Annotated in this window: 20 protein-coding genes; 13 read left to right on the top strand and 7 right to left on the bottom strand. The window is 75.1% G+C overall.

The annotated features are described in order from the left end of the window. The first annotated feature begins 333 nt into the window (after positions 1-333). Positions 334-819 carry a DUF4383 domain-containing protein gene (locus NRO40_RS27660; protein WP_058940484.1) on the top strand — a complete coding sequence of 162 codons (486 nt, stop codon included), beginning with the start codon at positions 334-336 and terminating at the stop codon, positions 817-819. 31 nt (positions 820-850) lie between these two features. On the opposite strand, the gene NRO40_RS27655 is transcribed toward NRO40_RS27660, so the two are convergent. Beyond that, positions 851-1,591 (bottom strand): hypothetical protein, encoded by a 741-nt coding sequence (locus NRO40_RS27655; protein WP_058940483.1) that lies wholly within the window; start codon positions 1,589-1,591, stop codon positions 851-853. Positions 1,592-2,266: 675 nt separating this feature from the next. Between NRO40_RS27655 and NRO40_RS27645 the strand changes: the two genes are divergently transcribed. Genes NRO40_RS27645 through NRO40_RS27630 form a run of 4 tightly spaced genes read left to right on the top strand, consistent with a single transcriptional unit; the run spans position 2,267 to position 6,036 of the window. Continuing rightward, positions 2,267-4,678 (top strand): sensor histidine kinase, encoded by a 2,412-nt coding sequence (locus NRO40_RS27645; RefSeq protein ID WP_058940482.1) that lies wholly within the window; start codon positions 2,267-2,269, stop codon positions 4,676-4,678. Then, positions 4,675-5,088 carry a roadblock/LC7 domain-containing protein gene (locus NRO40_RS27640; RefSeq protein WP_058940481.1) on the top strand — a complete coding sequence of 138 codons (414 nt, stop codon included), beginning with the start codon at positions 4,675-4,677 and terminating at the stop codon, positions 5,086-5,088. The genes NRO40_RS27645 and NRO40_RS27640 overlap by 4 nt, the downstream gene beginning before the upstream one ends. After that, positions 5,088-5,453, top strand: a complete 366-nt coding sequence (locus NRO40_RS27635) for a DUF742 domain-containing protein (protein WP_058940480.1) — start codon at positions 5,088-5,090, stop codon at positions 5,451-5,453. The genes NRO40_RS27640 and NRO40_RS27635 overlap by 1 nt, the downstream gene beginning before the upstream one ends. Continuing rightward, on the top strand, positions 5,440-6,036 hold the full coding sequence (locus NRO40_RS27630) for a GTP-binding protein (protein WP_058940479.1): 597 nt from the start codon (positions 5,440-5,442) through the stop codon (positions 6,034-6,036). The genes NRO40_RS27635 and NRO40_RS27630 overlap by 14 nt, the downstream gene beginning before the upstream one ends. A gap of 112 nt (positions 6,037-6,148) precedes the next feature. Here NRO40_RS27630 and NRO40_RS27625 read toward each other — a convergent pair whose 3' ends face one another. Next, positions 6,149-6,592, bottom strand: coding sequence for an ATP-binding protein (locus NRO40_RS27625; RefSeq protein ID WP_058940478.1), 444 nt, complete (start codon positions 6,590-6,592; stop codon positions 6,149-6,151). A 4-nt stretch (positions 6,593-6,596) separates the two neighbouring features. Next, the gene (locus NRO40_RS27620) at positions 6,597-7,484 is read right to left on the bottom strand and encodes an MEDS domain-containing protein (protein ID WP_157901781.1); all 888 of its coding nucleotides are present in this window, start codon (positions 7,482-7,484) and stop codon (positions 6,597-6,599) included. A 188-nt stretch (positions 7,485-7,672) separates the two neighbouring features. Between NRO40_RS27620 and NRO40_RS27615 the strand changes: the two genes are divergently transcribed. Both NRO40_RS27615 and NRO40_RS27610 read left to right on the top strand, forming a co-directional pair. Beyond that, the gene (locus NRO40_RS27615; RefSeq protein ID WP_058940476.1) at positions 7,673-8,524 is read left to right on the top strand and encodes a pentapeptide repeat-containing protein; all 852 of its coding nucleotides are present in this window, start codon (positions 7,673-7,675) and stop codon (positions 8,522-8,524) included. A gap of 133 nt (positions 8,525-8,657) precedes the next feature. Next, positions 8,658-9,467, top strand: a complete 810-nt coding sequence (locus NRO40_RS27610; RefSeq protein ID WP_058940475.1) for a class I SAM-dependent methyltransferase — start codon at positions 8,658-8,660, stop codon at positions 9,465-9,467. A 59-nt stretch (positions 9,468-9,526) separates the two neighbouring features. On the opposite strand, the gene NRO40_RS30660 is transcribed toward NRO40_RS27610, so the two are convergent. The 4 genes from NRO40_RS30660 to NRO40_RS27595 all read right to left on the bottom strand — a co-directional run bounded on the left by NRO40_RS30660 (position 9,527) and on the right by NRO40_RS27595 (position 14,963). Further along, positions 9,527-10,567, bottom strand: a complete 1,041-nt coding sequence (locus tag NRO40_RS30660; RefSeq protein ID WP_306674891.1) for a tetratricopeptide repeat protein — start codon at positions 10,565-10,567, stop codon at positions 9,527-9,529. A 42-nt stretch (positions 10,568-10,609) separates the two neighbouring features. Further along, positions 10,610-12,442, bottom strand: coding sequence for an ATP-binding protein (locus NRO40_RS30655; RefSeq protein ID WP_306674890.1), 1,833 nt, complete (start codon positions 12,440-12,442; stop codon positions 10,610-10,612). 143 nt (positions 12,443-12,585) lie between these two features. Beyond that, on the bottom strand, positions 12,586-14,016 hold the full coding sequence (locus NRO40_RS27600; RefSeq protein ID WP_232790947.1) for a cytochrome P450: 1,431 nt from the start codon (positions 14,014-14,016) through the stop codon (positions 12,586-12,588). Positions 14,017-14,027: 11 nt separating this feature from the next. Then, positions 14,028-14,963 carry a terpene synthase family protein gene (locus NRO40_RS27595; RefSeq protein WP_232790946.1) on the bottom strand — a complete coding sequence of 312 codons (936 nt, stop codon included), beginning with the start codon at positions 14,961-14,963 and terminating at the stop codon, positions 14,028-14,030. A 572-nt stretch (positions 14,964-15,535) separates the two neighbouring features. Here NRO40_RS27595 and NRO40_RS27590 point away from each other — a divergent pair. The 6 genes from NRO40_RS27590 to NRO40_RS27565 all read left to right on the top strand — a co-directional run bounded on the left by NRO40_RS27590 (position 15,536) and on the right by NRO40_RS27565 (position 23,182). After that, positions 15,536-16,453 (top strand): MerR family transcriptional regulator, encoded by a 918-nt coding sequence (locus tag NRO40_RS27590; RefSeq protein WP_058940473.1) that lies wholly within the window; start codon positions 15,536-15,538, stop codon positions 16,451-16,453. A gap of 361 nt (positions 16,454-16,814) precedes the next feature. Then, complete coding sequence (locus NRO40_RS27585) at positions 16,815-18,605, top strand: S8 family peptidase (RefSeq protein WP_058940472.1); 1,791 nt, start codon at positions 16,815-16,817, stop codon at positions 18,603-18,605. A 140-nt stretch (positions 18,606-18,745) separates the two neighbouring features. Then, positions 18,746-18,943 (top strand): putative ATP-grasp-modified RiPP, encoded by a 198-nt coding sequence (gene tgmA / locus NRO40_RS27580; protein WP_058940471.1) that lies wholly within the window; start codon positions 18,746-18,748, stop codon positions 18,941-18,943. A 16-nt stretch (positions 18,944-18,959) separates the two neighbouring features. After that, positions 18,960-19,892, top strand: coding sequence for an ATP-grasp ribosomal peptide maturase (gene tgmB, locus NRO40_RS27575; RefSeq protein WP_058940470.1), 933 nt, complete (start codon positions 18,960-18,962; stop codon positions 19,890-19,892). Positions 19,893-20,126: 234 nt separating this feature from the next. Next, a complete protein-coding gene (locus NRO40_RS27570) occupies positions 20,127-22,136 on the top strand; it encodes a transglycosylase domain-containing protein (protein WP_079046796.1) in 2,010 nt (669 codons plus the stop codon). Between the two features lie 68 nt (positions 22,137-22,204). After that, entirely contained in the window at positions 22,205-23,182 is a 978-nt protein-coding gene (locus tag NRO40_RS27565) for an SDR family oxidoreductase (RefSeq protein ID WP_058940469.1), read from the top strand. The last annotated feature ends 96 nt before the right edge of the window (positions 23,183-23,278 follow it).

Genomic DNA, 23,278 nt, shown 5'->3' with positions numbered 1-23,278 from the left:
GGGCCTGGTGGTGGGGGCGGGGCCGGGCCGGGCCGCGGCGGGTGGGATGCCTGGGGGTGTCTTGTCGTACAGGTCGGATCAGGGAGCGGTGTCCGGTGCGTGCGCTCGCACGGCGGAGGAGGGAGTCGGCGCGGAGCGTCGGCGACCGACGACAGCGCGGCGTGGTCGCGCACCGGGCGCCGCGAGCCCGACCTGGCCGGCAGGACACCCCCTGGGGGCGGCGGCGGGCGCTGGATAGGCTGCCGGGGTGACCGGAGACGGGGGCGAGGTACTCGTCGGCCGCCGCGCGACGCGGCCCGACCGCGCCGGCCGTCCGGTGGGAAGGGCCAGTCAATGACCAGCGCACACCGTGGGGCGTCCTCGTCCCGCACCCCCGTCCGACTCGCCGCGCTGTGGGTGGGGGTGGTCTTCCTGCTCATCGGCGGCCTGGGCTTCGTCCCCGGCGTCACCAGCGGCTACGACACGCTGGCCTTCGCCGACCACGAGTCGGACGCCCGGCTCCTCGGCCTGCTCCACGTGTCGATCCTGCACAACGTCGTCCACCTGGTGTTCGGCGCCGTGGCGCTCGTCACGGCGCGGACACCCGGCAACGCCCGTCCGTTCCTCCTCGTCGGCGGCCTGGTCTACCTCGCGCTGTCGGTGTACGGGGTGATCATCGACCTGGACAGCGAGAGCGGCGTCGTGCCCGTCAACACCCCCGACACCTGGCTGCACTTCGCGTTCGGCGCCACGATGGTCGCCCTCGGGCTGCTGCTCCCCCGCCCCACCGAGAGCGAGGGAGGTCCCGGGCCCGGGCCCGGGACCGGGACCGGTGTCTGAGCGCCGGCCCCGGTCCGGTGTCGTCCGGGCGTCAGACGGCGGCGGGCAACTGCTGCCGTACGGCGACGGCGTCGACCCGCAGGGCGAACGGCACGACGTCGTCCACCGCCAGGGCGCGCGCCGCCGCCCCGTGGAGGCCGACCGTCGCGTCGAGGCGGAGGGCGACGGCGTGGACGGCGTCGCCGGTCTCCTCGTCCTGCAGCACGAACAGCAGGTGGCAGGTGTAGCCGGTGCCGTCCTCCGTCCCGCCGGAGAAGGACAGGTGGGCGCCGCGCTGCCCGCCCGGGCCGACGAAAGCTCCGGTGAGCGCCCGCTCGACCTTCCGCCAGAACTCCGGGTTGGTAGACGGCGCGGGCAGGGCCTGCCGTACGACCTCCGTCAGAGACAGGACCATGACACCGACCGGAGCGGTCTCCCGCAGCCCCCAGCCACGCACGGTCCGCACGGCCCCGCCGTGCGGGACGGCGGCCGCCGCGCGGCTGATCCGGCCGAAGTCGACACCGTCGTCGGTGCCGTCGTCCGTGTCGGTGCCGGTGTCGGTGCCGGCCGGGTGACCGGCGACCGCCTGCCGGAAGAGGCCCGCCAGGGCCTCCGCCTGCGCGATGTGGGAGGGACCGACCTCGAAGACGGGTAGGAAGGCCGCCTGCCCGGCGGCGCCGGACTCCGCCACGGCCACCTCGGGACCCTCCGCCACGGCCACGTCCGTGGTCCGCGCGGCGGTCTTCCCCGTGGTCTCCCCGGCGGTCTCCTCGACGGTGGGTTGGTCGGCCATGTGGCTGCTCCTCTGGCTGGAAAGGGTCGCGCCGCGCCGCGGGCCAGTATGCCGCCCCACCACCCGGCCTCCCACGGGGCCCCCGGCACGCGCCACCCGGCACTTCGGACCGGCGGACCGGTGGCCCGCCGAGGCGAACAGCCCGTCGTAGTCGAGCGCCGCGGGGGAGGCCGACTGCGTGTCGTAGACACCGATGAGCGGTGTCGTCCCCGGTGCCGAGACGGCGTCGGCCAGCCTGCGCCCGTACTGCAAGGGAACCTCCGGTGGTGTCCTCCCCGCGCTCATGTGCACATTTCGCGCCGAAGCTTCGCCGGTGGGCGCGGGCCACGCCGAACGGGCAGCACCCGGACGGGCGGACGCGGCGGCACCGCCACGGACCGCGCCGGGGCAGCACCGGACCGCCGCACGTCGGATCGGGCGCCGATCGGGGCCCGATCGGGGTCGGATCGGGGTCGGATCGGCCACATGATGGCCACATGACGGCCACTTCCCGCCACACTGCGCACGCGGGTTACCACTTTCCGATCATGGGGACAACCTGACCTGAACGGGTCCTGGCTGGTTATGATCGGCACCCCCACGCTTCATCGCAGCCGCACCGGTGGGTCCCGCAGCCCCTCCGCGGGCCGCACCGGTGCGGCGGCCGAACGTCCCCGCTGCCGCTCCCGAGGGCTGATGTCTCCCACCCGACCCGAGGGCGCGCGAGGCCCGTCGACCCGTCGTCGACGGCGCACCGTGCGCCTGCGCACCCTGCTCGTCCTGCTCGCCGTCGTGCCCACCGCCGCGATGGCCACCCTGGTCACCGTGACCGCCGACCGGCTGTTGGAGCAGTCCGCCCACCTGCGGTCCGACGTGCTGGCCGGTGAGCGGCTCGGGTTGCCGCTGCACGCGCTGATGACGGGCATGCAGGCGGAGCGCACGGCCGCCGCCGCCCGTTGGACCGATCCGTCCGCGCCCGCCGCCGGACTGCGCGCCCACCGGGCGGCCACGGACCGCGCCGCGGCCCGGTTCCGCAGCGCCGCCGCGTCCGCCGGAGGGGGTTCCGAGGAGGCCGATCGCCGACTCCGGGAGGTACTCGACGGCCTCGACGCACTGGGCGCCCAGCGCGAGCGCGCGGACTCGCGCACCGGCGGCCCCGACAGCACGGTCGCGTACTACGACGGCGTGATCGGCCAGATGATCCGCTTCTACCAGGACGCGTTCGGCCACACCGAGGACGGCGAGCTCACCAAGGAGAGCCAGGTCCTCGTCACGATGTTCTCCGCCTCCGAGATGCTGGCGCGGGAGGACACCCTCCTGGCGCTGGCGGGCCCGTCGCGGGAGTTGGAGACGACGCGCTTCGCGGAATTCGTCAACGCGGTCGGCGCGCACCGGTACCTGTACGACCGGTGGGTGGTCCCCCACCTGCCGCCCGCGGAGAGCGACCGCTACGCCCGGCTCGTCGGCTCGGAGGCGTGGCAGGCCAAGACCCGTGTGGAGAACCGTGTCCTCGCCGGCCACGAGGACCTGCCGTTCGGCGTGCGGCTGCCGCGGGAGGCGAAGGACTGGACGGCCGCCCACGCCCGGTGGTCCGACGACCTGACGGCCCTCGACGCCGCCCGCCTGCGCGGCCTGCTGGCCCACGGCGACGCCAAGGCGACGGACCTGGAGCGTGAGGTCACCCGGCTCGTCGCCGTCACCGGCGGGGCGCTGATCGCGGTCGTCACCGTCGTCACGGTCACCACCCGCTCCGTGCTGCGGCGGCTGCGGCTGCTGCACGACCGCACGGTGACCGTCGCCGAACGGACCCTCCCGGACGTCGTGGAGCGGCTGCGGCAGGGCAGACCGGTCGACGAGGACGCGCTGCCCCGGGTGCGCGGCGAGCGGGACGAGGTCGGGCGGGTCAGCGACGCGTTCGCCCGGGTCGTCGCGGTCTCCGTCGACGGGCAGCGTCAGCTCGCCGCGGAACGCGACGGCTTCGGCAGCTTCGCCGCGGGCATCGCCTCGCGTACCGGGAACCTGGTCAGTCGCCAGCTGGCCCTGACGGAGGAGCTGCAGGACGCGTTCGGCGGGGACCAGGCGCTGCTGGGCGGATTGATGCGCGCCGACCAGCTGACGGTGGGCATGCGGCGGCAGGTCGAGAATTTGCTGATCCTCGCGGGCGGTGAGGTCCCCGACCCCCATACCGAGCCGATGCGCGTCGCCGACCTGCTGCGCGAGGCCGCGGCGGAGGTCGAGGACTTCCGGCGGATCGACCGTCAGGCACTCGACGAGATCAGCGTGGAGGCTCGCGTCATCAGCCAGGTCAGCCATCTGCTGGCGGAGCTGCTGGACAACGCCACCCGCTTCTCCCCGCCTCGCTCCCGGGTGGTGATCCGGGCGGAGGTGGTCGCCGACGGTCTGTCGGTGGAGATCGAGGACCGCGGCCCGCGCGTGAGCGCCGAGCGGTACGCGGAGATGAACGCCCGCCTCCACTCGGCCCCGCCGTACGCCGTGCTCGCGCGAAACGCGCACCGGCTGGGCCTGTTCGTGGTGGGCCACCTCGCCCACCAGCTGGGCGCGACGGTGACGCTGCGTCGCTCGGTGTACGGCGGCACGGCGGCCGTGGTGCTCGTCCCGCGAGAGCTGCTCGTCCCGACCGGCCCCGAGACGGCGGACGGGGCGGTGGACGGGACGGTGGACGGGACGGCGGATCCGACCGCGGCCCCCGCCCGACTGCCGGCCCAGGCCCGTCCCCCGGCGCGCGGACCGGCCCCGGCGCCGGCTACGACCGAGCGGCGGCCGGACGACCGCGGCGAGACGTCGCGGCCGGCGTCGCGGCAGGGCGCGGCGCTGCCCGTGCGGCGGCGCAAGGACGCACCGCCTCCCGGCGGGGACGGGGACGGCGCCGCCCGCCCGCCCCTGCCGGAGCGCGTACCGCAGACGCACCTGGTCGAGCAGTTGCGCACGCCGCCCCCCGGGGACGGCGGCGCGGCCGCCCAGGAGACCGGGACGGGCCCGGGCACCGGCCACGACGGGGCGAGCCCCGAGGAAGTGGCCGACGCCTGGGCGGAGTACGAGGACGGGACCCGGAAAGTGGAAGAAGAGCTCCGACAGGATCAGCCATGACAACGACGAACGACATGATCTACAGCGTCCTGGACAACAACCTGAGCAGGATCGCCGGCATCGAGGGGGCGGTGCTCCTGTCCAACGACGGGATCATGCTCAGCGCCTACCTGCTGGACCGCGCGCAGGCCGAACGCATCGCGGCGGCGTCCTCCGGTGTCGCCGCGACGATGCGGGCGATATCCCGCGACGTCGACGGCGGACGGGTGATCCGGCAGCTGGTCGAGATGGACGAGCGGTACCTGTGCCTCGTCGGGTGCGGCGAGGGCAGCACGCTCGTCGTCGTCACCAACCGCAAGGCACGCCTCGGCGAGCTCGGCGGTGAGGCGGTGCGGACCGCGCAGGCGCTCGGCGAGTGGCTGGGCACGCCTGACCGCGCGCAGCCGCCGTCGTCGCCGCCCGCCCCGTAATGCCCGACGAGCCGCACCGCCGGGGCGGCCGCCGGCCGCGGCTGTACGCCGTCACCGACGGCCGTACGGCCGCGCCGCGGACCGCCCTGACGATGGACACCACCATCACGGCGGCGGTCGGCGGCGACGCCCCCGACGGGCTGCCCACGGAGTGGCGGCACGTCCTCGCCCTGTGCCCGGCACCGACCGGGCGGGCGGTCGCCGAGATCGCCGCCCGGATGGGGATGCGGCTGACGCCGATGACGCTGCTCCTCGGCGAGCTCGCGGACCGCGGGCTCGTCCACCACCGGCCGCCCCTGGAGGCGGCCGCGACCACCGACGTCCACCTGCTCATGAGAATCAGGGACAACCTTGCCCGGATGTGACACCGCCCCCGGCGGCCAGGAGCCGGCCCCCGTCAAGATCCTCGTCGCCGGCGGCTTCGGGGTCGGCAAGACCACCCTGGTCGAGGCGGTCTCCGAGATCGAGCCGCTGCGCACGGAGGAGCGCCTCACCGCCGCCGGCGTGGGCGTCGACGACCTCGACGGCATCGAGGCCAAGTCCGCGACGACCGTGGCGATGGACTTCGGCCGCATCACGCTCGACGACGCGGGCGTCGTCCTGTACCTGTTCGGCACGCCGGGCCAGGAGCGCTTCTGGTTCCTGTGGGACGACCTGCTGCACGGGGCGCTCGGCGCGATCGTCCTCGTGGACACCCGGCGGCTCGACCGGGGCTTCCCCGCGGTCGACTTCTTCGAGAGCCGCGGTCTGCCGTTCGTCGTCGGCGCGAACTGCTTCCACGGCCGGCAGCCGTACACCGCCGGGGAGATCAGGGCGGCGCTGCGCCTGCGCGACCCCGAGACGCCCGTCCTGCTGCTGGACGCGCGCGTCCGGGACGAGGTGCGCGCGACGCTGCTGTCCCTCCTCGACACGGTGATCGACCGGGCCCGGTCCGCCGCGCCCTCCTGACCGTCCGCTCCCCCGCTCCCCTGATCCTCCGTCTCCCGGGGGCCCAGCCCCTGGCCCCGGCCGGGGGCCGGCCCCCGGCCTCCCGGCCTCCCGGCCCCCGGCCGGGAGGCCGTCAGCGGCCGTCCCCCAGGCGCATCGCGAAGGTGACGGTGCTGCCGCCGGCCGGGCCGGGGGTGACGGTCAGCCGGTCGGTGATCAGCCGGGTCAGCCACAGCCCGCGGCCCGGGCAGGCGCCGCCGATCCCCGGAGCGAGCTCGGGGATGACGTCCTCGGTGAACCCCGGCCCCCGGTCCGAGACCCGGCATTCCAGCTCCCGCGCGGTCCGCGCGAGCACCAGGACCCCGGAACCGCCCGCGTGCCGCACGGCGTTGACCACGACGGCGTCCACCGCCACCACGAAGTCGCCACGCCGCGGCTCCGGCAGGCCCGCCTGCGCCGCGTGGCTCTCCACGAGCACCCGCAGCCGGGGGATGTCCGAGCCGCCGAACGGACACCGCAGCAGGATGTCCGCTCCCTCTCCGTTGCCGGGCACCGTCCCGGCCGTTTCCAGCGCCATCTGCCTATCCCGTCGTGTCCAGGACTGCCGGGTCCGCGCCCAGACGCCGCAGCAGCAGGGCGTGCCCCGGCGAGCAGCGGACCCGGACGGACCGGAGCGCCGGCGGGCCGGTGAGGGCGCGGACGAGCTCGGCCGCGCACTCGGGGCCGAGGTAGCCGGTGCGCCGCAGGTCGACCGTGGCGGGCCGGCCCCGCGGGAGGCCCCGCAGGGCGCCGTCCACGGCCCGCCGGAAGCAGTCGTACGTGGCGCTGTCCGCGTCGCCGATGACGCGCAGGACGCCCTCGCCGTACGGGCAGCGCAACCGGCCCAGCGCCGGGAGGAGGTTGCGGGGGTGGGCCCGGCACATCGCCTCCAGGACCGGCGCGGGGAAGCGGTCGCGTTCGTAGGCGCAGACCTCGCTGTAGAACCCGTCGGCGAAGAGGTGGCCGGCCCGGCGCTCGCGGTCCACCATCAGGTCGAGGTCCGCCCCGAGGTCCGCGACCCAGCCCATGTCGATGTACGTGCGCAGTCCGCGGTACCCCTCGGCGCGGGCGGCGCCGACCTCCTCGGTGATCCGCTGCCACTGGCGATCGGCGGTGAACCTCGGTGCGGGCAGGATCAGTTCGCGCATGCTGCTCATCTCCAGCTGCGCGCTCTCGAAGCCGGTGGCGACGAGCGGGCCGGGCGCGTCGCGCAGCCGCGTCCGCAGCTGCGTCTCGCTCAGGTGCGGGGGTCCGAACACGATGACCTTCTCCCCCCGCGCCAGTCCCGCCCACACGAAGGCCGTGAGGACGTCCCAGCCGGGGGTCTCCCGGTCGTAGCAGAGGAACGCGTGGTCCCCGGCTCCCATGTGCTGGACGGGCAGTGTCCCGGGGTGGCGCTCCTCGCCGGCGATCACGCCCACGTCACTCACCCCCGTGTAACCGTGGCATGGCTCTACGTTACCGAACGGGCCCCTGCTCAGAGGAGGGACAATGAGCACGTACGTCCGCCCACCGCGCCGACCGCGGCCCGCACCCGGGGCCACGGCTCGGCCCCGCACCCGCACACCCGCACACCCGCACGCCCGCACACCCGCACACCCGTTGGAGAACCACCGTCGTGCCGTCGCACATCCCGCACACCGACCGCCCCGACCTGAAGGCCGACTGCGCGAACTGCTTCGGGCTCTGCTGCGTGGCCCTGCCCTTCGCCCGCTCCGCCGACTTCGCCGCCGACAAGCCCGCCGGCACGCCCTGCGGCAACCTCCGGGACGACTTCCGCTGCGGCATCCACACCCGGCTGCGGGAGAGCGGGTACACCGGCTGCACCGTCTTCGACTGCCTGGGGGCCGGGCAGAAGGTGTCGCAGGTGACGTTCGGCGGCCGCGACTGGCGGGCCGAACCGGACACGGCCCGCACGATGTTCGCGGTGTTCCCGGTGGTGCGGCAGCTGCACGAGCTGCTGCGGTACGCGGCGGAGGCGCTGGACCTGCCGGCCGCCCGGCCCGTCCACCCGGAGCTGAGCCGGCTGCACGACCGGATCGACGCGCTGAGCCGCGGCGGCGCCGACGAGCTGTCGGCCCTCGACGTGGGGGCGCTGCGCGCCGAGGTCAACGTGCTGCTGCTGCGTGCCGGCGAGCTCGCCCGCGCGGAGGTGCCGGGGCGGCGCAGGGACCACCGGGGCGCGGACCTGATGGGCGCCCGCTTGCGGGGCGCCCGGTTGCGCGGTGCGAGCCTGCGCGGCGCCTACCTGATCGCCGCCGACCTCACGGGCGCCGACCTGCGCCGGGCGGACTTCATCGGCGCCGACCTGCGCGACGCCGATCTGTCGGGCGCGGACCTGACGGGCGCCCTGTTCCTCACCCAGGCGCAGCTGAACGCCGCCCGGGGCGACGGGGCGACGAGGATCCCCGACGCGCTGACCCGCCCGGCGCACTGGACGGCCCGGCCGGGGCGCGCCGCCCGCCGGTGACACGGACGGAGTAGTCGACGCCCCCCGTGCGGGTGCCGTCGCGCCCGGACGGGTGGTGCGCCGGGCGCCCCGCCCGCACCGGGTGCACGGTGGACCGGCAACCATCCACACGTGCACACATCAGGAGGGCGCCATGCCGCCAAGTCCGTTCTCGCGGTCGTGGACGGACCGGTCGAGGCCCGGGTACAAGGTGCGCTACGCGGTGCGGCACCCGGAGCGGGTCGTCCCATACGTGCGGCGCGCCGGGCGTGACCTGTGGCTGCGGCTGCGCAGCCGCGGCGATCACGTCGCCTACTACCGGGGGGTGATGGCGAGCGACACGGCCCGCAGCCCGGAGGCGGCCGTGGGCGGGGCGCCGTCGCGCGAACGGTGGCTGGCGATCGGCCGGATGCAGTTCGACTACCTGGTCGGGCACGGACTGCGGCCCGAGGACCGGATGCTGGAGATCGGGTGCGGCAACCTCCGGGCGGGCTGGCGCTTCATCCGGCACCTGGAGCCGGGCCACTACTACGGCATCGACATCTCCCCGGACATCCTGATCGAGGCGAAGCGGACGCTGGTGCGGTACGGGCTGCAGGACCGGATGCCGTACCTGACGCCGGTCGACGACCTGACGCTGGACTTCCTGCCGGACGCCCACTTCACGGTGGTGCACGCGCACAGCGTGTTCTCGCACTCGCCGCTGGAGGTCATCGACGAGTGCCTGGCGCACGTGGGGCGGGTGCTGGCGCCGGGCGGCTTCTTCGACTTCACCTTCGACCGGACCGAGGGCAGGGAACACCAGGTGCTGCGGGAGGACTTCTACTACCGGACCGAGACACTGGTGGGCCTGGCCCGCAAGCACGGTCTGCGGGCGCGGTTCATGGACGACTGGGAGCTCCTGCCGCACGGCCAGTCGAAGCTGCGCGTCACGGGCCCGGAGCCGGATCCGGCCGTCCCCTGACGGGCCCGGCCGCCCGGGGTGTCGCCCCGGGCGGCCGGTCCGCCACCTGGCGGGTGGGGTCAGTGGCCGAGGGCGCGGCACAGGCCGAGCCGGTCGGTGCCGAGCTTGGTGAACACGGCCGACAGCAGCTCCGAGACGGACTGTTCGTCGCTGCCCATCCGGTCGGCTATGGCGGTGTTGTCCAGACCCTCGGCGGCGTGCCGGGCGGCGGCCTCCTCCAGGATCGTGAGGGTGTCGCGTTCGGCGGGGAGCGGACGCCGGGGCCTCAGTCCGGCCGCGGCGAGCTGGCCGCGGGCCCGGGCGGCGAGCGAGTCCGCGCCGCAGGCGACGGCGGTCTCCATGCCGCGGTAGAGCTGCTGGGCGGCGAGGTCGAGGCTGCCGAGGGCGCGCAGCGCGGTGCCGTGGTCGATGAGGGCGTGCGCCAGCTCGTACGCCGCCGGCGACTGTTCGAGGTGGTCGACGGCCTCGCCCAGGAGGGCGACGCCGTTGATCGGCTCGCTGATCGCCGCGGCGACGCGCAGGGCCTGACCGACGGCGCTGGCCGTGCCGAACGCGCGGGCGCGGGCCACCGCCGCGTCGGCGTTCTTCCGGGCCTCCTCCGGGTGGCGGTCGGCGAGGGCGAGGGCCAGGTCGAGCTGCCAGGGGCTCCACGCGGGGTTGCGGGTGCCTCGCCGCTCCAGTCGCCGGCCGGCTGCGGTGAGTTGCTGGACGGCCTCGTCGGTCCTGCCGCGGGCCAGCAGCAGCTTGCCCCAGACGGCCTGCGGATCGGGATAGACCACGACCTTGGGGAAGTCGGCGCCGAAGCGGTACCGGGCGGCGACCCGCTGGGCCTCGTCGGCGCGGCCCCGGGCGAGGAGCGTCTCGATGAGGATGCCGACGGCGTACCACTGCGCGGGGATGCCGTGCCCGACGCGGTCGGCGATCTGCAGACCGCTGCGGACGAAGTCCTCGGCCTCCGCGAGCCGGCCGCGCCGGAAGCGGATGTAGCCGAGCAGGGTGTAGGCGAAGGAGAGGTGGGCGCCGCGCCAGCCCTTCGCCTCGAACTCGGCGATGCCGTCGTGGAAGAGCTCCTCGGCGCGGCCGGGCTGGTCGCAGTACATCAGGGTGAGCGCGACGACGGCCGGTACCTCGAACCCGAAGTCCTAATCGGTCCAGCTCATGCCGCCGCGCAGCGCCTGCTCGGCGTAGTCCAGGGAATGGGCCGCGGGCTCGGCGCGCATCACGACGTCCCAGGCGCGCAGGCCGAGGATGTGCCGCTCGGCGAGGTCGCGTCCGGTGAGGCGCTTGGCGAACGTGGTCAGCAGGCGGGAGCGGCCCGTCGAGTCGTGTTCGTCGACGTGCACGGCGTTCCACTTGAACTGCTCGGCCTGCATGCGCAGTCGGGTGCGGGAGCTGGTGGTGCGGCGGGCCTCCTCGGTGAGGAGTTCGGTGGCCTGCTGCATCTGACCCGTGTGGGCGAGGGCCTGGGCGAGCCGGTAGGTGACGGCCTCGCGCAGCTCCTGCTCGATCTTGGGTTCCTCCAGCGCGGCGCGCAGCTGGTTGACGGTGGTGGCCGGCTCGTGCGGGAGGTTGGCGGAGCCGAGCTCGAACAGGACCAGGGCGCGGTCCTCGACGTCCGGCGGTTCGCGCAGCGCGCGGGCGAGGTAGCGGCGTGCGGCGTCGGGCGCGCCGGCGGAGAAGCTGTCGCGGGCGGCGTGGCGCAGCTGCTGGACCACCCACGGGTCACCCTCGGGGTGCATCTCCAGCATGTGGCGGGCGGCTGCCGCGGCGCCGAGCCCCTCGTCGACGAGGGCCTGTGCGGCGACGCCGTGCATGCCGACGCGGACGCCCGGCGGAATCGACCGGTACACGGCGGTGGCGATGAGCGGGTGGTAGAACTCCACGACCCGCTCGTGGCGCAGGCTCGGCAGCACGGTCAGGATGCGGGCCGCCTGGAGCTGCTCGACGGCGTCGTCCAGCTGGGCCGTGCCGAGCGCGGCGACGGTACCGACGACGGTGGTCGGCACGCCGGTGCCGACGACCGCGGCGGCCCAGGCGAGCCGGACGGCGGACGGGCCGAGCTGTTCGAGCCGTTCTATGAGCCCGCTGCCCTTGACGGCCGAGGCGAGGTCGCGGAGCTGGGGGATGTTCTCCTCCCGCGGCGCGAGGCCGCGGTCGCGGCCCTTCGCGGCGAGCTCGACGACCTCGAAGGGGTTCCCGCCGGTGATCGCCCAGCACTCGCGGCAGAACAGCTCGTCCGCGCCCTCCCCGAGGGCGGAGCGGACGATCCGCGCCACCGCGCCGGAGGTGAGCGGGGCCAGTTCGTGCGAGCGGGAGCCGTGGCGCTGGGCGAGGGTGTGCAGGGGGACGGCGTCGGGCGGCAGCTCGTCGGGGCGGCAGGCGACGACGATGAGCATGCCCAGCTCCTCCGCGCGGACGGCGAAGGCGGTGAGCCAGGCCAGCGACTCGGAGTCGGCCCAGTGCGCGTCGTCGAGGACGAGGACGACGGGGCCGCTGCGGACGGAGAGGTTGGTGATCACCCAGTCCAGTCCGTCGCGGACGCCCTGCGGGTCGGGGTTGGCGCCGGCCTTCGGCGCGGACAGACCGGTGGCGGGCGCCACGATGTCGTACCAGTCGCCGAGGATCTGGCGCCGCTCCTCCTCCGCCATGGCGGCGAAGACCGGCTGGATCAGCTGGCGCATCACGTGGAACGGCACCTGCCGCTCCTGCTCGCCGCCGCGCGCCGACAGCACCGTGCAGCCGCGTTCGGCGGCGAGGTGGCGGAGCTGGGTGAGGAGCGTGGTCTTCCCGAGTCCCGCCGGCCCGGCGAACGCGAGGACGCCGCCCTGCCGCGTGGTGTGCGCCCCGGCGGCCGACGTGCCGCACAGACCGTCCAGCGCACGCCGGATCGCGCGGAGCTCCGAATCCCGCTCCAGCAGTGGCGCTTCCAGGAGCGGCGCGGTGTCCCGTTCCTGCTGTTCTCCGGCCGTTGTCATCACTTGCCCCCTCCAGCACGTGCGGCCGAGTGTAAGGGCAAGGCGACGGGTTGTTACGGCCGATGGCCCTTCTTTCCGGAACATCGCCACTCGATCGGGGTCGGCGGTGTATTCTCCGCTGACCCTTGCTCAGGGAGGGCGCGTCAGCGCCGCGGTACGGGCACCATGGGGAGCGCGTCGGGCAGGGGGATGCCGGCGGGGACCTCCTTCACGACGCTGCCGGGGACCGGGGCCAGACGCCACCGCGAGGCCACGCTCGCGACCGCGCTGAGGATCTCCGCGACGGCGAAGGCGTCGCCGATGCACTTGTGCTGGCCCGCGCCGAAGGGGATGAAGCTGTTGAGGCGCGGCAGCCGCGAGGGGTCGGCGTCGCTCCAGCGGTCGGCGTCGAACGTGGTCGGGTCGCGGAACAGCGCGGGGTCGCGGTGGAGCGCGTAGGGGCTGTACGCGATCTCGGCCCCGGCGGGGATGGCCACGCCGCCGAGGGTGACCGGGGTGAGCGTGCGGCGGGTGAAGAGCAGCGGCGAGTGGAGCCGCAGCGACTCCTCGAAGACGCTCCGGGTGTACGTCAGGGCGGCGAGGTCGTCGGGGCGCACGGGGCGGTCACCGACGACGGCGTCGACCTCGGCGTGGACGCGCTTCTCCACGTCGGGGTGGCGGGCCAGTTCGTGGAAGATCCACGACAGGGTGGTGGAGGCCGTCTCGGTGCCGCCGAACAGGATGGTGATGAGTTCGTCGCGCACCTGCTCGGCGCTCATCGTCTCGCCCGTCTCGGCGTCGGTGCTGGAGAGCAGCAGCGAGATGAGGTCGTCTTGGCCGCGGTCCTCGGGACCGTACTCGGCGACGACCTCGTCGATGATGGCGCGCAGGCGGGTGGCGGCCCCGTCGAAGCGCCGGTTGAGGGGGATGGGGAGCCGGTCGAACGCCTTGGGCATGACCGTGCGGACGAGCATGCCCTCCAGGATGATCGGGAACGACCGGTGCACCTCCCGCACGGCGGGCTGGTCGACGTCCCCGGAGAAGATCATGCCGGCGACGGCGGAGAGCGCGAACCGGCGCATCTCGCGGTCGACGCGGACCTCCGTGCCCGCGGACCAGGAGGAGGCCATGGCGTCCGCCTCGCGGCACATCAGCTCCGCGTACCGGCTGATGCGGTTGCGTTGGAACGCCGGCTGCATGAGCCGGCGTTGCTTGCGGTGGAACGCCCCGTCGGTGGTGGCGATGCCGTTGCCGAAGAGGGGGCGGAGCTTCTCGAAGATCCGGCCGCGCCCGTAGTCCTGCGCCTCGCCGACGAGGACGGTGTGGATGAGGTCGGGGTCCGTGAGGACGTGCAGGGGCCAGCCGCCGAGGTCGACGCGGACGACGGCCCCGGCGGGGCGCAGCGATTCGAGGAAGGCGATGGGGCCGCGCCACAGTTGGAGGGCGTGGCCGAGGACGGGCAGCCGTCCGGGCGCCATGGGGGCGACGGCGGTGGCGCCCGGCCGGGCGGGCCCCGGCCCGTCGGGGCCGGGTCGGGCCGGGCCGTCGGACCGCTCGGGTCCGTCGCTGGACGTGCGGTGGCTGGTACGGGCCACGGGCTTTCCCCTCATGCCGCGGAGAGCAGGTCCGGTCGGGTGTACGCGGCTTCGAGCCCGGCGGCGAACCGCTCGTCCCGGTAGCGCGTGCAGTCGTAACGCTGCCAGAGGTCGGCGCCGACCATCCAGTCCTCGTAGCTGCGGACGCAGCGGTCGGTGGCCGTGCGCGCGGCGGCGTCGGTCACGCCGAACCCCTCCAGCGCGCCGGGCAGGCGCCGGGCGGCGGCGAGGAAGTCCTCGACACGGGCGTGGACGCGCTCCTCCACGGCCCGTACGGCGTCGGTGAGGGTCAGGTCGTGCCAGGCGGCCAGCAGGGCGGCGAGGTTGTTGGTGTCCCCGCAGGAGTACTCCTTGGGCAGCGAGAACACGTCGTTGCCCCAGGAGATGACGTCGATGGCGCTCCAGGCGAGCTCCTGGAAGGCGGGGCTCCGGCGGATCTCGGCGGGGACCTCGATGCCCTGGTCGGCCTCGACCATGTCCATCATCGGCAGGAGTTGGGAGCTGTGCCGGCGGGTGAGGACGTACTCCTCGACGGTGGGCCGGTGGCCGGGGCGCCGGTTGGCCGCCTCCTCGTCCAGGGAGCGCAGCATGCGCGGCACGTGGACCCGGTAGCGGTCCTGGATCGAGGGGGGCATACCGGCCAGGATCCGGTCGCAGAGCTCGACGAAGGTGTCGAGCAGCGCGCTGTGCGGGGCCGCGCCCGGCCGGCCCGAACGCTCGCCCCGCACATGGCGGGCGATCGCGTCGGAGACCGGCTGCCAGGCGTCGAGGCGACCCTCCCTGATGAGCAGGTCGTGCTGGTCGTCGAGGACGAACGACCAGGCCATCCACTCGGAGAGCAGCACGATGCGCTCGTACGGCGCGCCGCGGTCGACCCGCGCCGTCAGGTGCCCGAAGCCGATGCCGGCGAACTGTTCCCAGGCACCGTCGATCAGCCCCCGGTCCACGGCCCAGGCGGTAGCCTCTGCGTTGGCGCGGTCTGCCGCCGGGTCCTTCGAGTTTTCAAATGGAAGATGAAATTCCGGAATCGTGAAAGAGTCGAGATGGGGCATCGATGTCCCTCCGAAGGAAATCCCGGTCCACCATTCTCCGCGCACGTGCCGTGCGGCCCGCGACCGGATTCGAGCTCGCGGCCGGGCTGTCACAACACCGTGGCAACCTCGCCGACTCCGGTAGTGGAGCGGCTCGATTCCCCCTCGCGCGAGAACGACGAGCCGCGCTTTGAAGCCATTCGCCTCCATTAACCCGTACCGCTAACTGCACTGTCAATATAATCCCACCCGGGGCCCGAAGTGTGCTATGAGCAAATGCGGGGCGCGTAATCGGAAAGGCATATGCAGGCGCGATATTTCGACCGTTCGGTGGCGATTCCAGGGGTGCGGGGACCGGCCCGGCGCCCGGCACACCCGGCGCGGCCCGCGGCCCGGCCGCCGGGGGGGCGCCCCGGTACGCCGGTGGCGTGACGACCCGCCCCGGTACGGTGAGGGACCACCGGCGCCCCGGGTCAGGAGGTCCGCAGATGTCCGTCGAGGAGACGTGGAGCATCGGCGAGCTCGCCGAGCGGGCGGGCGTCACCGTGAAGACCGTGCGCTACTACTCGGACCTCGGCCTGCTGCCGGAGGACGGTCGCAGCGCGGGCGGCCACCGGCGGTACGGGCCCGGGGCCCTCGACAGGCTGCGTCTGATCCGCTCGCTGCGCGGTCTCGACGTGCCGGTCGCGGACGTCGGCCGGGTCCTGGAGCGGGAGGGCGCGCTGGACGACGTCATCGCGGGGCACCTGCGGGACGTGGGCTCCCGCATGGTGGCGCTGCGCTGGCGGGAGGCGGCGCTGCGGCTGCTCCAGGAGAGCCCGGCCGAGGAACGGGCCGAACGGCTGTGCCTGGTGGGTTCGTTGGGCACCCCGCCCAGCACGGCACCGGTGGCGCGATTCCTCCGACGGGTCCTCCCGCCGCGGCTGCCCGCGCGACTGTTCTCGGCCATCTCCGACGCGGCGGTCCCGCAGCCGCCCGCGGAACCGACGCCCGCCCAGGTACTGGCCCTCGCGCGGCTCAACGCCCTCGCGGCGGACGGGACGGGCGCGGTCACCGTCTGCCGGACGGTGCCGGGTGATCCCGGCGGCGCCTGCCGGCCCGCCGTGCTGTACGAGGCCCTCGCCGAGGTGTACGCGGCGGCGGCGCCCGAACTGCGGGCGGCGCGGCAGCCGTCCGGCGGGGCGGTCGACGCCTTCGTGGCGGCCCACGCCGGGGCGCGCGGCCTCCGTGACACGCCCGCGTTCCGGCGGCGCCTCACCGTCTACCTCGACGAGCTCGCGCACCCGGGCGTCGACCGCTTCTGGCGGCTGACCGCGGAGCTGGCCGCGTCGCCCGAGCCGACGTTCGGCGCCACCGACGACTGGCTGCGGGCGGCGCTGGCGGCCGAGGTGACGGCGGCCGGCTGAGGCGGCCCGGCCCGACGGCAGGTCGTCGGCGGGGGCGAGCGGCGGGGCGGGTGGCCGGCGGGGGCGGGCGGTCCGTGAGGCGCGGTGGGGCCGACGGGGCGGCGGGGAGCCGGCGAGGACGTGCCCGTACCCCTCGACGGGGGCTGCCGCCGCCGCGGTGGGGGTGCCGTGTGGTGAGACCGCGTGCCGATTCGGCCCCTCTTTGCCGCACTTGGGCCGCCTATGTCCGTCCGGAGGGCGAACAACCGGTGGCGAAACGGTACTTCCCTTGACGTGCTCACATCTGAGATCTTGCGGCTCGACCACTTCTTCATCCCGGCCCGCCCGACGCCTCCCGTGTCGCCGGGCCTTCGGAGGACACATGCTTCCCCACATATCCGCCGGGCTCAGACGCTCGGCCGCCGCCGTCGCCCTCGGCGCGGCCGTCGCCCTCGCGGCACCCGCGGCCCCCGCCGCCGCCGCTCCGCAGGCCGCGGCGGCCACGCCGACCGCCGCGACGGCGCCCACCGGCGCCTGGGCCGCGGGAACCCGCGCCTACCTGGTGATCACCACGCCCGGCGACACCTCCGCGGTGCGCGCCGCCGTCGCCGGCAACGGCGGCACGGTCTTCGCGCACTACGACGCCATCGGCGTCGTCGTCGCGCACTCCGCCTCCGCGACGTTCGCCACGACGATGCGCGGCGTCAGCGGCGTCCAGCAGGTCGGCGCGACCCGCACGTCGGACGTGCCCGCCGACGCGTACGCGCCGGCCCTGCCGCCCACCCCCACGCAGAGCGCGACGACGCTCACCGAGTCGGACCGCTGGGACATGACCCAGATCAGGGCCGACCAGGCGTGGGCCGTCACCACCGGCTCCGCCACCGTGAAGGTCGGCGTCCTGGACACCGGCGTCGACGACCTGCACCAGGACATCGCCCCGAACTTCAACGCCGCCGACTCGGTCTCCTGCGCCTACGGCCGGGCGGACACGCGGGCCGGCGCGTGGCGCGACGTCGGCACCCACGGCACGCACGTGGCGGGCACCATCGCCGCCGCGAAGAACGGCAAGGGCGTCATCGGCGTCGCGCCGGGTGTGCGGATCTCCTCCGTCCGCATCGCGGAGCCCACGACGTCGATGTTCTTCGCCGAGAACACCATCTGCGGCTTCATGTGGGCGGGCGACCACGGCTTCCGGGTCACGAACAACAGCTACTACACCGACCCGTGGATGTTCAACTGCCCGGACGACGCCGACCAGGCCGCCATCATCGAGGGCGTCCGGCGCGCACAGGCGTACGCCGAGGGCAAGGGCTCCCTCCAGGTCGCCGCGGCGGGCAACTCGAACTACGACCTCGCCAACAAGACCACCGACACGTCGAGCCCCAACGACTCGACCCCGGTGAGCCGCAGGATCACCAACGCCTGCGTCGACATCCCCACCGAACTGCCGGGCGTCGTGACCGTCGCCGCCATGGGCCGCGGCAACGTGAAGGCCTCGTACTCGAACTTCGGCCGTGACGTCATCGACATCGCCGCGCCGGGCGGCGACGGCTCCAGCGGCGTCTACTCCACGCTGCCCGGCGGCAAGTACGGCAACATGAACGGCACGTCGATGGCCTCCCCGCACGTGGCCGGCGTCGCCGCGCTGCTGGCCAGCGTGAACCCGTCGTTCACCCCGGCCGACCTCCGGGCCCGCCTCGCCTCGCAGGCGACCGACACCGCCTGCCCGTCCGACAGCCGGTGCACGGGCACGACCGCGAAGAACGGCTTCTTCGGCGAGGGCCAGACCGACGCGCTGAAGGCCGTCGGCGGTTCGACGCCGACACCGGGCACGTACTTCGAGAACACCGCCGACGTCGCGATCACCGACAACGGCACGGTGGAGAGCCCGATCACCGTCACCGGCGTGAGCGGCAACGCCCCGGCCGCCCTCAAGGTCGGCGTGGACGTCAAGCACACCTACCGCGGCGACCTCGTCCTGTCGCTGGTCGCCCCGGACGGCACGGTGTACCCGCTGGAGGACTTCGCGAACGGCGACAGCGGCGACGACGTCGTCAAGACGTACACCGTGAACGCCTCGGCGGAGGTCGCCGCCGGTACGTGGAAGCTGCGCGTGCGCGACGTCGCCACGCAGGACTCCGGCCGGATCGACGCCTGGAACCTCACGTTCTGACCGGTTCCGCGCAACGCCCGTGACACCGGCCCCGCCGCATCCGGCGGGGCCGGTGTCACGGATCGTGGTGAGCTTCCCACGCCCCCGGCCCGTACTCACCGGTACCCACCGGTGGTCGACGAAGGGATCGGGAAGAAGCCATGGGACGACCGTTCGCCCTGCGGTACGCCGTGCCGGCCGGAGCCGGGGCCGGCACCGCCCCGCCGTACGCGTACGACGCCGCGCTCCAACTGAACGTCCTGCCCGACGGACGGCCCGCCGTGGCCGACCCGGAGGTGCTGCGGGCTGCCGGCACGACGACGTCGACGGCCGGCTCCCAGACGCACTTCGACGACTGACCGGCCGGCGTCCGCGATGACGGTACTGGTGCTGACGTGCGAGGAGGACGTCACGGCGGACCTCGTGGTCGCCGAACTGGGCGCTCTGGGCGTCCCCTTGGTGCGGTTCGACCCCGCCGACCTGCCGGGCCGGGTCGCGCTCTGCGCCGAGTACGCGCGCGGCGACTTCCGCGGCCACCTGTCGGTGGACGGGCGCCTGGTCGGCACGGCGGGGGTGCGCGGCGTGTGGGTGCGCAGACCGGGCACGCCCGCCGCGCGGGCGCCGGGGGCGTCCGCCTGGCTCACCGCCGAGGCCGGCCAGGCCCTGTACGGGATGCTGTCGTCCACGGCCGCCCGCTGGATGAACCACCCGGCCGCGGCCGAGCGGGCCCGGATCAAGCCGTGGCAGCTGCGGGTGGCGCACGGGAGCGGTTTCGCCGTGCCCCCGACCGTGGTGACGACGTTCCCCCGGGCGGCCGAGCAGTTCGCCGCCCGTCACCGGCGGGTGGTGGTGAAGACCCTGTCCGGGCCGCCGCGCGAGGAGCCGGGACTGCTCGTGCCGACCGCGCTGGTGGGGCCGGACGCGGACTTCGCCGCCGTCGCCGCCGCGCCGACCCTGCTCCAGCGGTACGTCCCCCGGCGGGCCGACGTGCGGCTGACCGCGGTGGGCGGGCGGCTGTTCGCCGCGCGCAAGCGGTCGGCGCCCGGCCAGGTGGACGGGCGGTACGGCGACAGCGGCCACGGCTGGGAGCCCGTGGCGGTGCCGGAGCGCATCGCGGGCGCCGTGCGCGCGTACACGGCGACGGCCCGGCTCGCCTACGGGGCCTTCGACTTCGCCGAGGACGAGGACGGCGTGTGGTGGTTCCTGGAGTGCAATCAGGGTGGCCAGTTCGGCTTCGTGGAGCTGGAGACGGGACTGCCCCTGGCACGGACCGTCGCGTCGTGGCTGGCCGGCCTGGACTCGGCGTGAACCGCGCCCGTACGGGCGGCCGGCCGCCTCGCGCGGGGTCGGCACCGGCGCGGAGGACGGGCGGCCGGCCGGCCGATGTGGGGGCCGGTGCGGGGACTGCCGGCGGCCGGCCGGGGTCGGCGGGCGCCGGTGAACGGGCGGGCGGCTCGGATCGGCGGGCGCCGGTGAACGGGCGGCCGGCGCACCCCGTAGGAGAGGACGCAGCCGCTCCACCGCACCGAGGAGGCCCCCACCGTGACACGCGTCCGTCTCGACTACCCGCGCCGGGGGCGCCGCGGCCCTTCACGGTTCGTGCCGTCGTGGCGGCAGTGGCTGGGCCTCGTGCTGCTGGGCCTGACGGCGGTAGCCGGGCTGGCCGGGTGGGTGTACGCGACGACCCCGATCCCCGACGTCAACGCCGAGGCGCGGTCCGAGGCCACCGTCTACTACTGGGCGGACGGCACTCAGATGGTGAGCGTCGGGCCGGTCAACCGGCAGAACGTCCCGCTGTCCGACGTCCCGCGACCGCTGCGCGACGCCGTCATCGCCACGGAGAACGCGACCTTCTACAGCGACCCCGGCTTCTCCGTGCGCGGCCTGGCCCGCGCCGTCGTCGCCACGGCCGGGGGCGGCGAACTGCAGGGCGGGTCGACGATCACCCAGCAGTACGTGAAGAACACGTACCTCACGCAGGAGCGGACGGCGTCCCGGAAGCTGCGCGAACTGTGCCTGTCGGTGAAGCTGTCGCGGACCCTGTCCAAGGACGAGATCCTCCAGGGGTACCTCAACACCAGCTGGTTCGGGCGCGGCGCGTACGGCGTGCAGGCCGCCGCCGTGGCCTACTACGGCACCGACGCGCGGAACCTCGACCCCTCCCGCGGCGCCCTGCTCGCCGCGCTGCTGAAGGGCGGTGACCTGTACGACCCGGCGCTGGGCGAGGCACACCGGCGGCGGGCGGAGGCGCGGTGGCGGTACGTGCTGGACCGTCAGGTGGAGCTCGGGCTGATGACGCGCGCGGAGCGGGCCGCCCACACCGTGTTCCCCGAGCCGCGGCCCAGGTCGGTGGCGAACGGCCTGGCGGGCCAGGTCGGTTACCTGGTCGACGCGGCCGACAAGGACCTGCGCAACCGGACGGGGCTCACCCCCGAGGCGCTCGGGCGCGGCGGGTACCGGATCCGCACGACCTTCGACCGGGCGGCGGTGGAGCGGCTGCGGCGGGCCGTCGACGACGCGGCCCCGGCCACGGCCACGGGGGTGACGGGTGGCGCGGACGGCGGGGCGCGGGGGGCGAACGGTGTGGTGCAGTTCGGCGCGGCGTCGGTGCGACCGGGTGACGGGGCGGTGCTGGCGCTGTACGGGGGCCCGGACGCGACCCGGCACTTCTCCAACAACGCCGACACGGCGGGCGTCCCCGCCGGATCCGCCTTCACGCCGTTCGTCGCGGCGGCCGCCCTGCAGCGGGGCCTGGTGGGCGAGGAAACGCCGCGCCGGGCCCTCGCGCTGCGCCGGGCGCTGGTCCGGGGTGACCCGGAGGTGTTCCTGCGGCTCGGGGAGGCGGTCGGGCCGGCCGGGGTGCGGGACGTCGCGGTCGGCGCGGGCCTGCTGCCGCGCAGCATGGCGCCGCTGGAGCCGGCGTTCGCGCTCGGCACGTCCACGCCGAGCGCGATCCGGATGGCCGGGGCGTACGCCACGTTCGCCTCCGGCGGGCGGCGCGCCGACCCGTACTCGGTGACCGCGGCGACGTACCGGGGCGTTCCTGTGGAGGGTCTGGAGCGGCCGCCCGCCCGGCAGGTGCTCGACCCGGGCGTCGCGCGGGAGGTGGCGCGCGGACTGCGTGACGTGGCGGTGGACGCGGTGGACCCGGGCACGCTGGGCGCCCTCGGGCCGATCGCGGCGGGCCGCACGGGGACCGGGGACCGGTCGCCCGCGGCGTGGTTCGTCGGTTACGGCGAGGAGCTGTCGACGGCGGTCACCGTCTTCCGCACCCGCCCGGACGGCGGGGGCCTGCTCCCGCTGACCGGAGGGGACGGTTCCGGCCCCGGGGGGCCGGGGTCCCTGGAGAGCACCGGTACGGAGGGCGCGGAAACGGAGACTTCCGACACGGGCGGTTCCGGCGGGCGTGTGGACGGGCCGGGTGCGGACGGTTCCGAGACGGGCGGTTCCGGCGGGCGTGCGGGCGGGCCCGCGGTGCGGGTGTGGTCGGCGTACATGGCCGCGAGCGCGTCGGCCGGCGGGGCCGGGGGCGGGGCGCGGGACGCGGGGTGAGTGGGGCGGACGGGCGCGGGTACTCCGGGACTGGCCAGGACCGTCGAGAGCCGGCACGGGAGGTACGCGTGCACACCAAGGGACTGGTCGTCGTGATCACCGGGGCGTCCAGCGGCATCGGCCGCGCGGTCGCCCTGGACTTCGCCCGGCGGGGCGCCTCGCTCGTGCTGGCCGCGCGGGGAACGGAGGCGCTGCAGGCGGTCGCGCGGGAGTGTCGTACGCACCGGGGGACGCGCGCGGTGGTCCAGCCGACGGACGTGTCCGACGCGGCGGCCGTGACGGCGCTCGCCCGGCGCGCGGTCGCCGAGTTCGGGCGCGTCGACGTGTGGGTGAGCGCCGCCGCGGTCGCCGTCTTCGGCGCCGTGGAGGACGTACCGCCCGAGGACGTGCGCCGGGTCCTGGACGTGAACGTCGTCGGGTGCGTGAACGCGGCGCGCGCCGCGCTGCCGCTCATGCGGGCGCAGGGCGCCGGCTGCCTGGTCGACGTGGCGTCGGTACTGGGCCTGACGGGTTCGCCGTACAACAGCGCGTACACGATGTCGAAGCACGCGCTGCGGGCGTTCGATGCCTGCCTGCGGCAGGAACTGCGCTTGGAGGGCGTGCGGGGCGTGCACGTGTGCACCGTGCTGCCGCCGACCGTCGACACGCCGTTCTTCCGGCACGTGGCCAACCGCAGCGGCCGCGAGGTGCGCGCGATGCCGCCGGTGTACACGCCGGAACGGGTCGCCCGGGCGGTCCGGGGCGCCGTGCGCAGGCCACGGGAGGAGGTGGTCGTGGGCTCGGCGGGACACGCGGTGCGGCTGGCCGCCGCGGTCGCGCCCGGCCCGCTGGGGCGGGCCCTCGCCGTCAAGGTGGACCGGACCCACTTCGTACGCGGTGGGAGCGCCCCGCAGAGCGCGGGCACCCTGTACGCGCCGCCGCCCGGGCCCGGCTCCACGCGGGACGGCTGGCACGGCGCGGGACGCACCGCGGGGCGGCGGCTCACCGGGGTGACCGCACTGGCCGCGGCGACCGCCGGGGCCGTCCGCCGGACGCGGCGGCGGTAGGCGCGGTCCACGGCGGTGGGCGCGCGGCCCACCGCCGCAGGCGCGGACGGGCCGGCGGGAGGCGCGGTCCGTCCTCGGGCGGGTCGTTCACGGGCG

The organism is Streptomyces changanensis (assembly GCF_024600715.1).
Classification (GTDB): Bacteria; Actinomycetota; Actinomycetes; order Streptomycetales; family Streptomycetaceae; genus Streptomyces; species Streptomyces changanensis.
The sequence above is the reverse complement of the archived record's forward strand: the minus strand, read 5'-3'. Positions and strand labels throughout refer to the sequence as shown.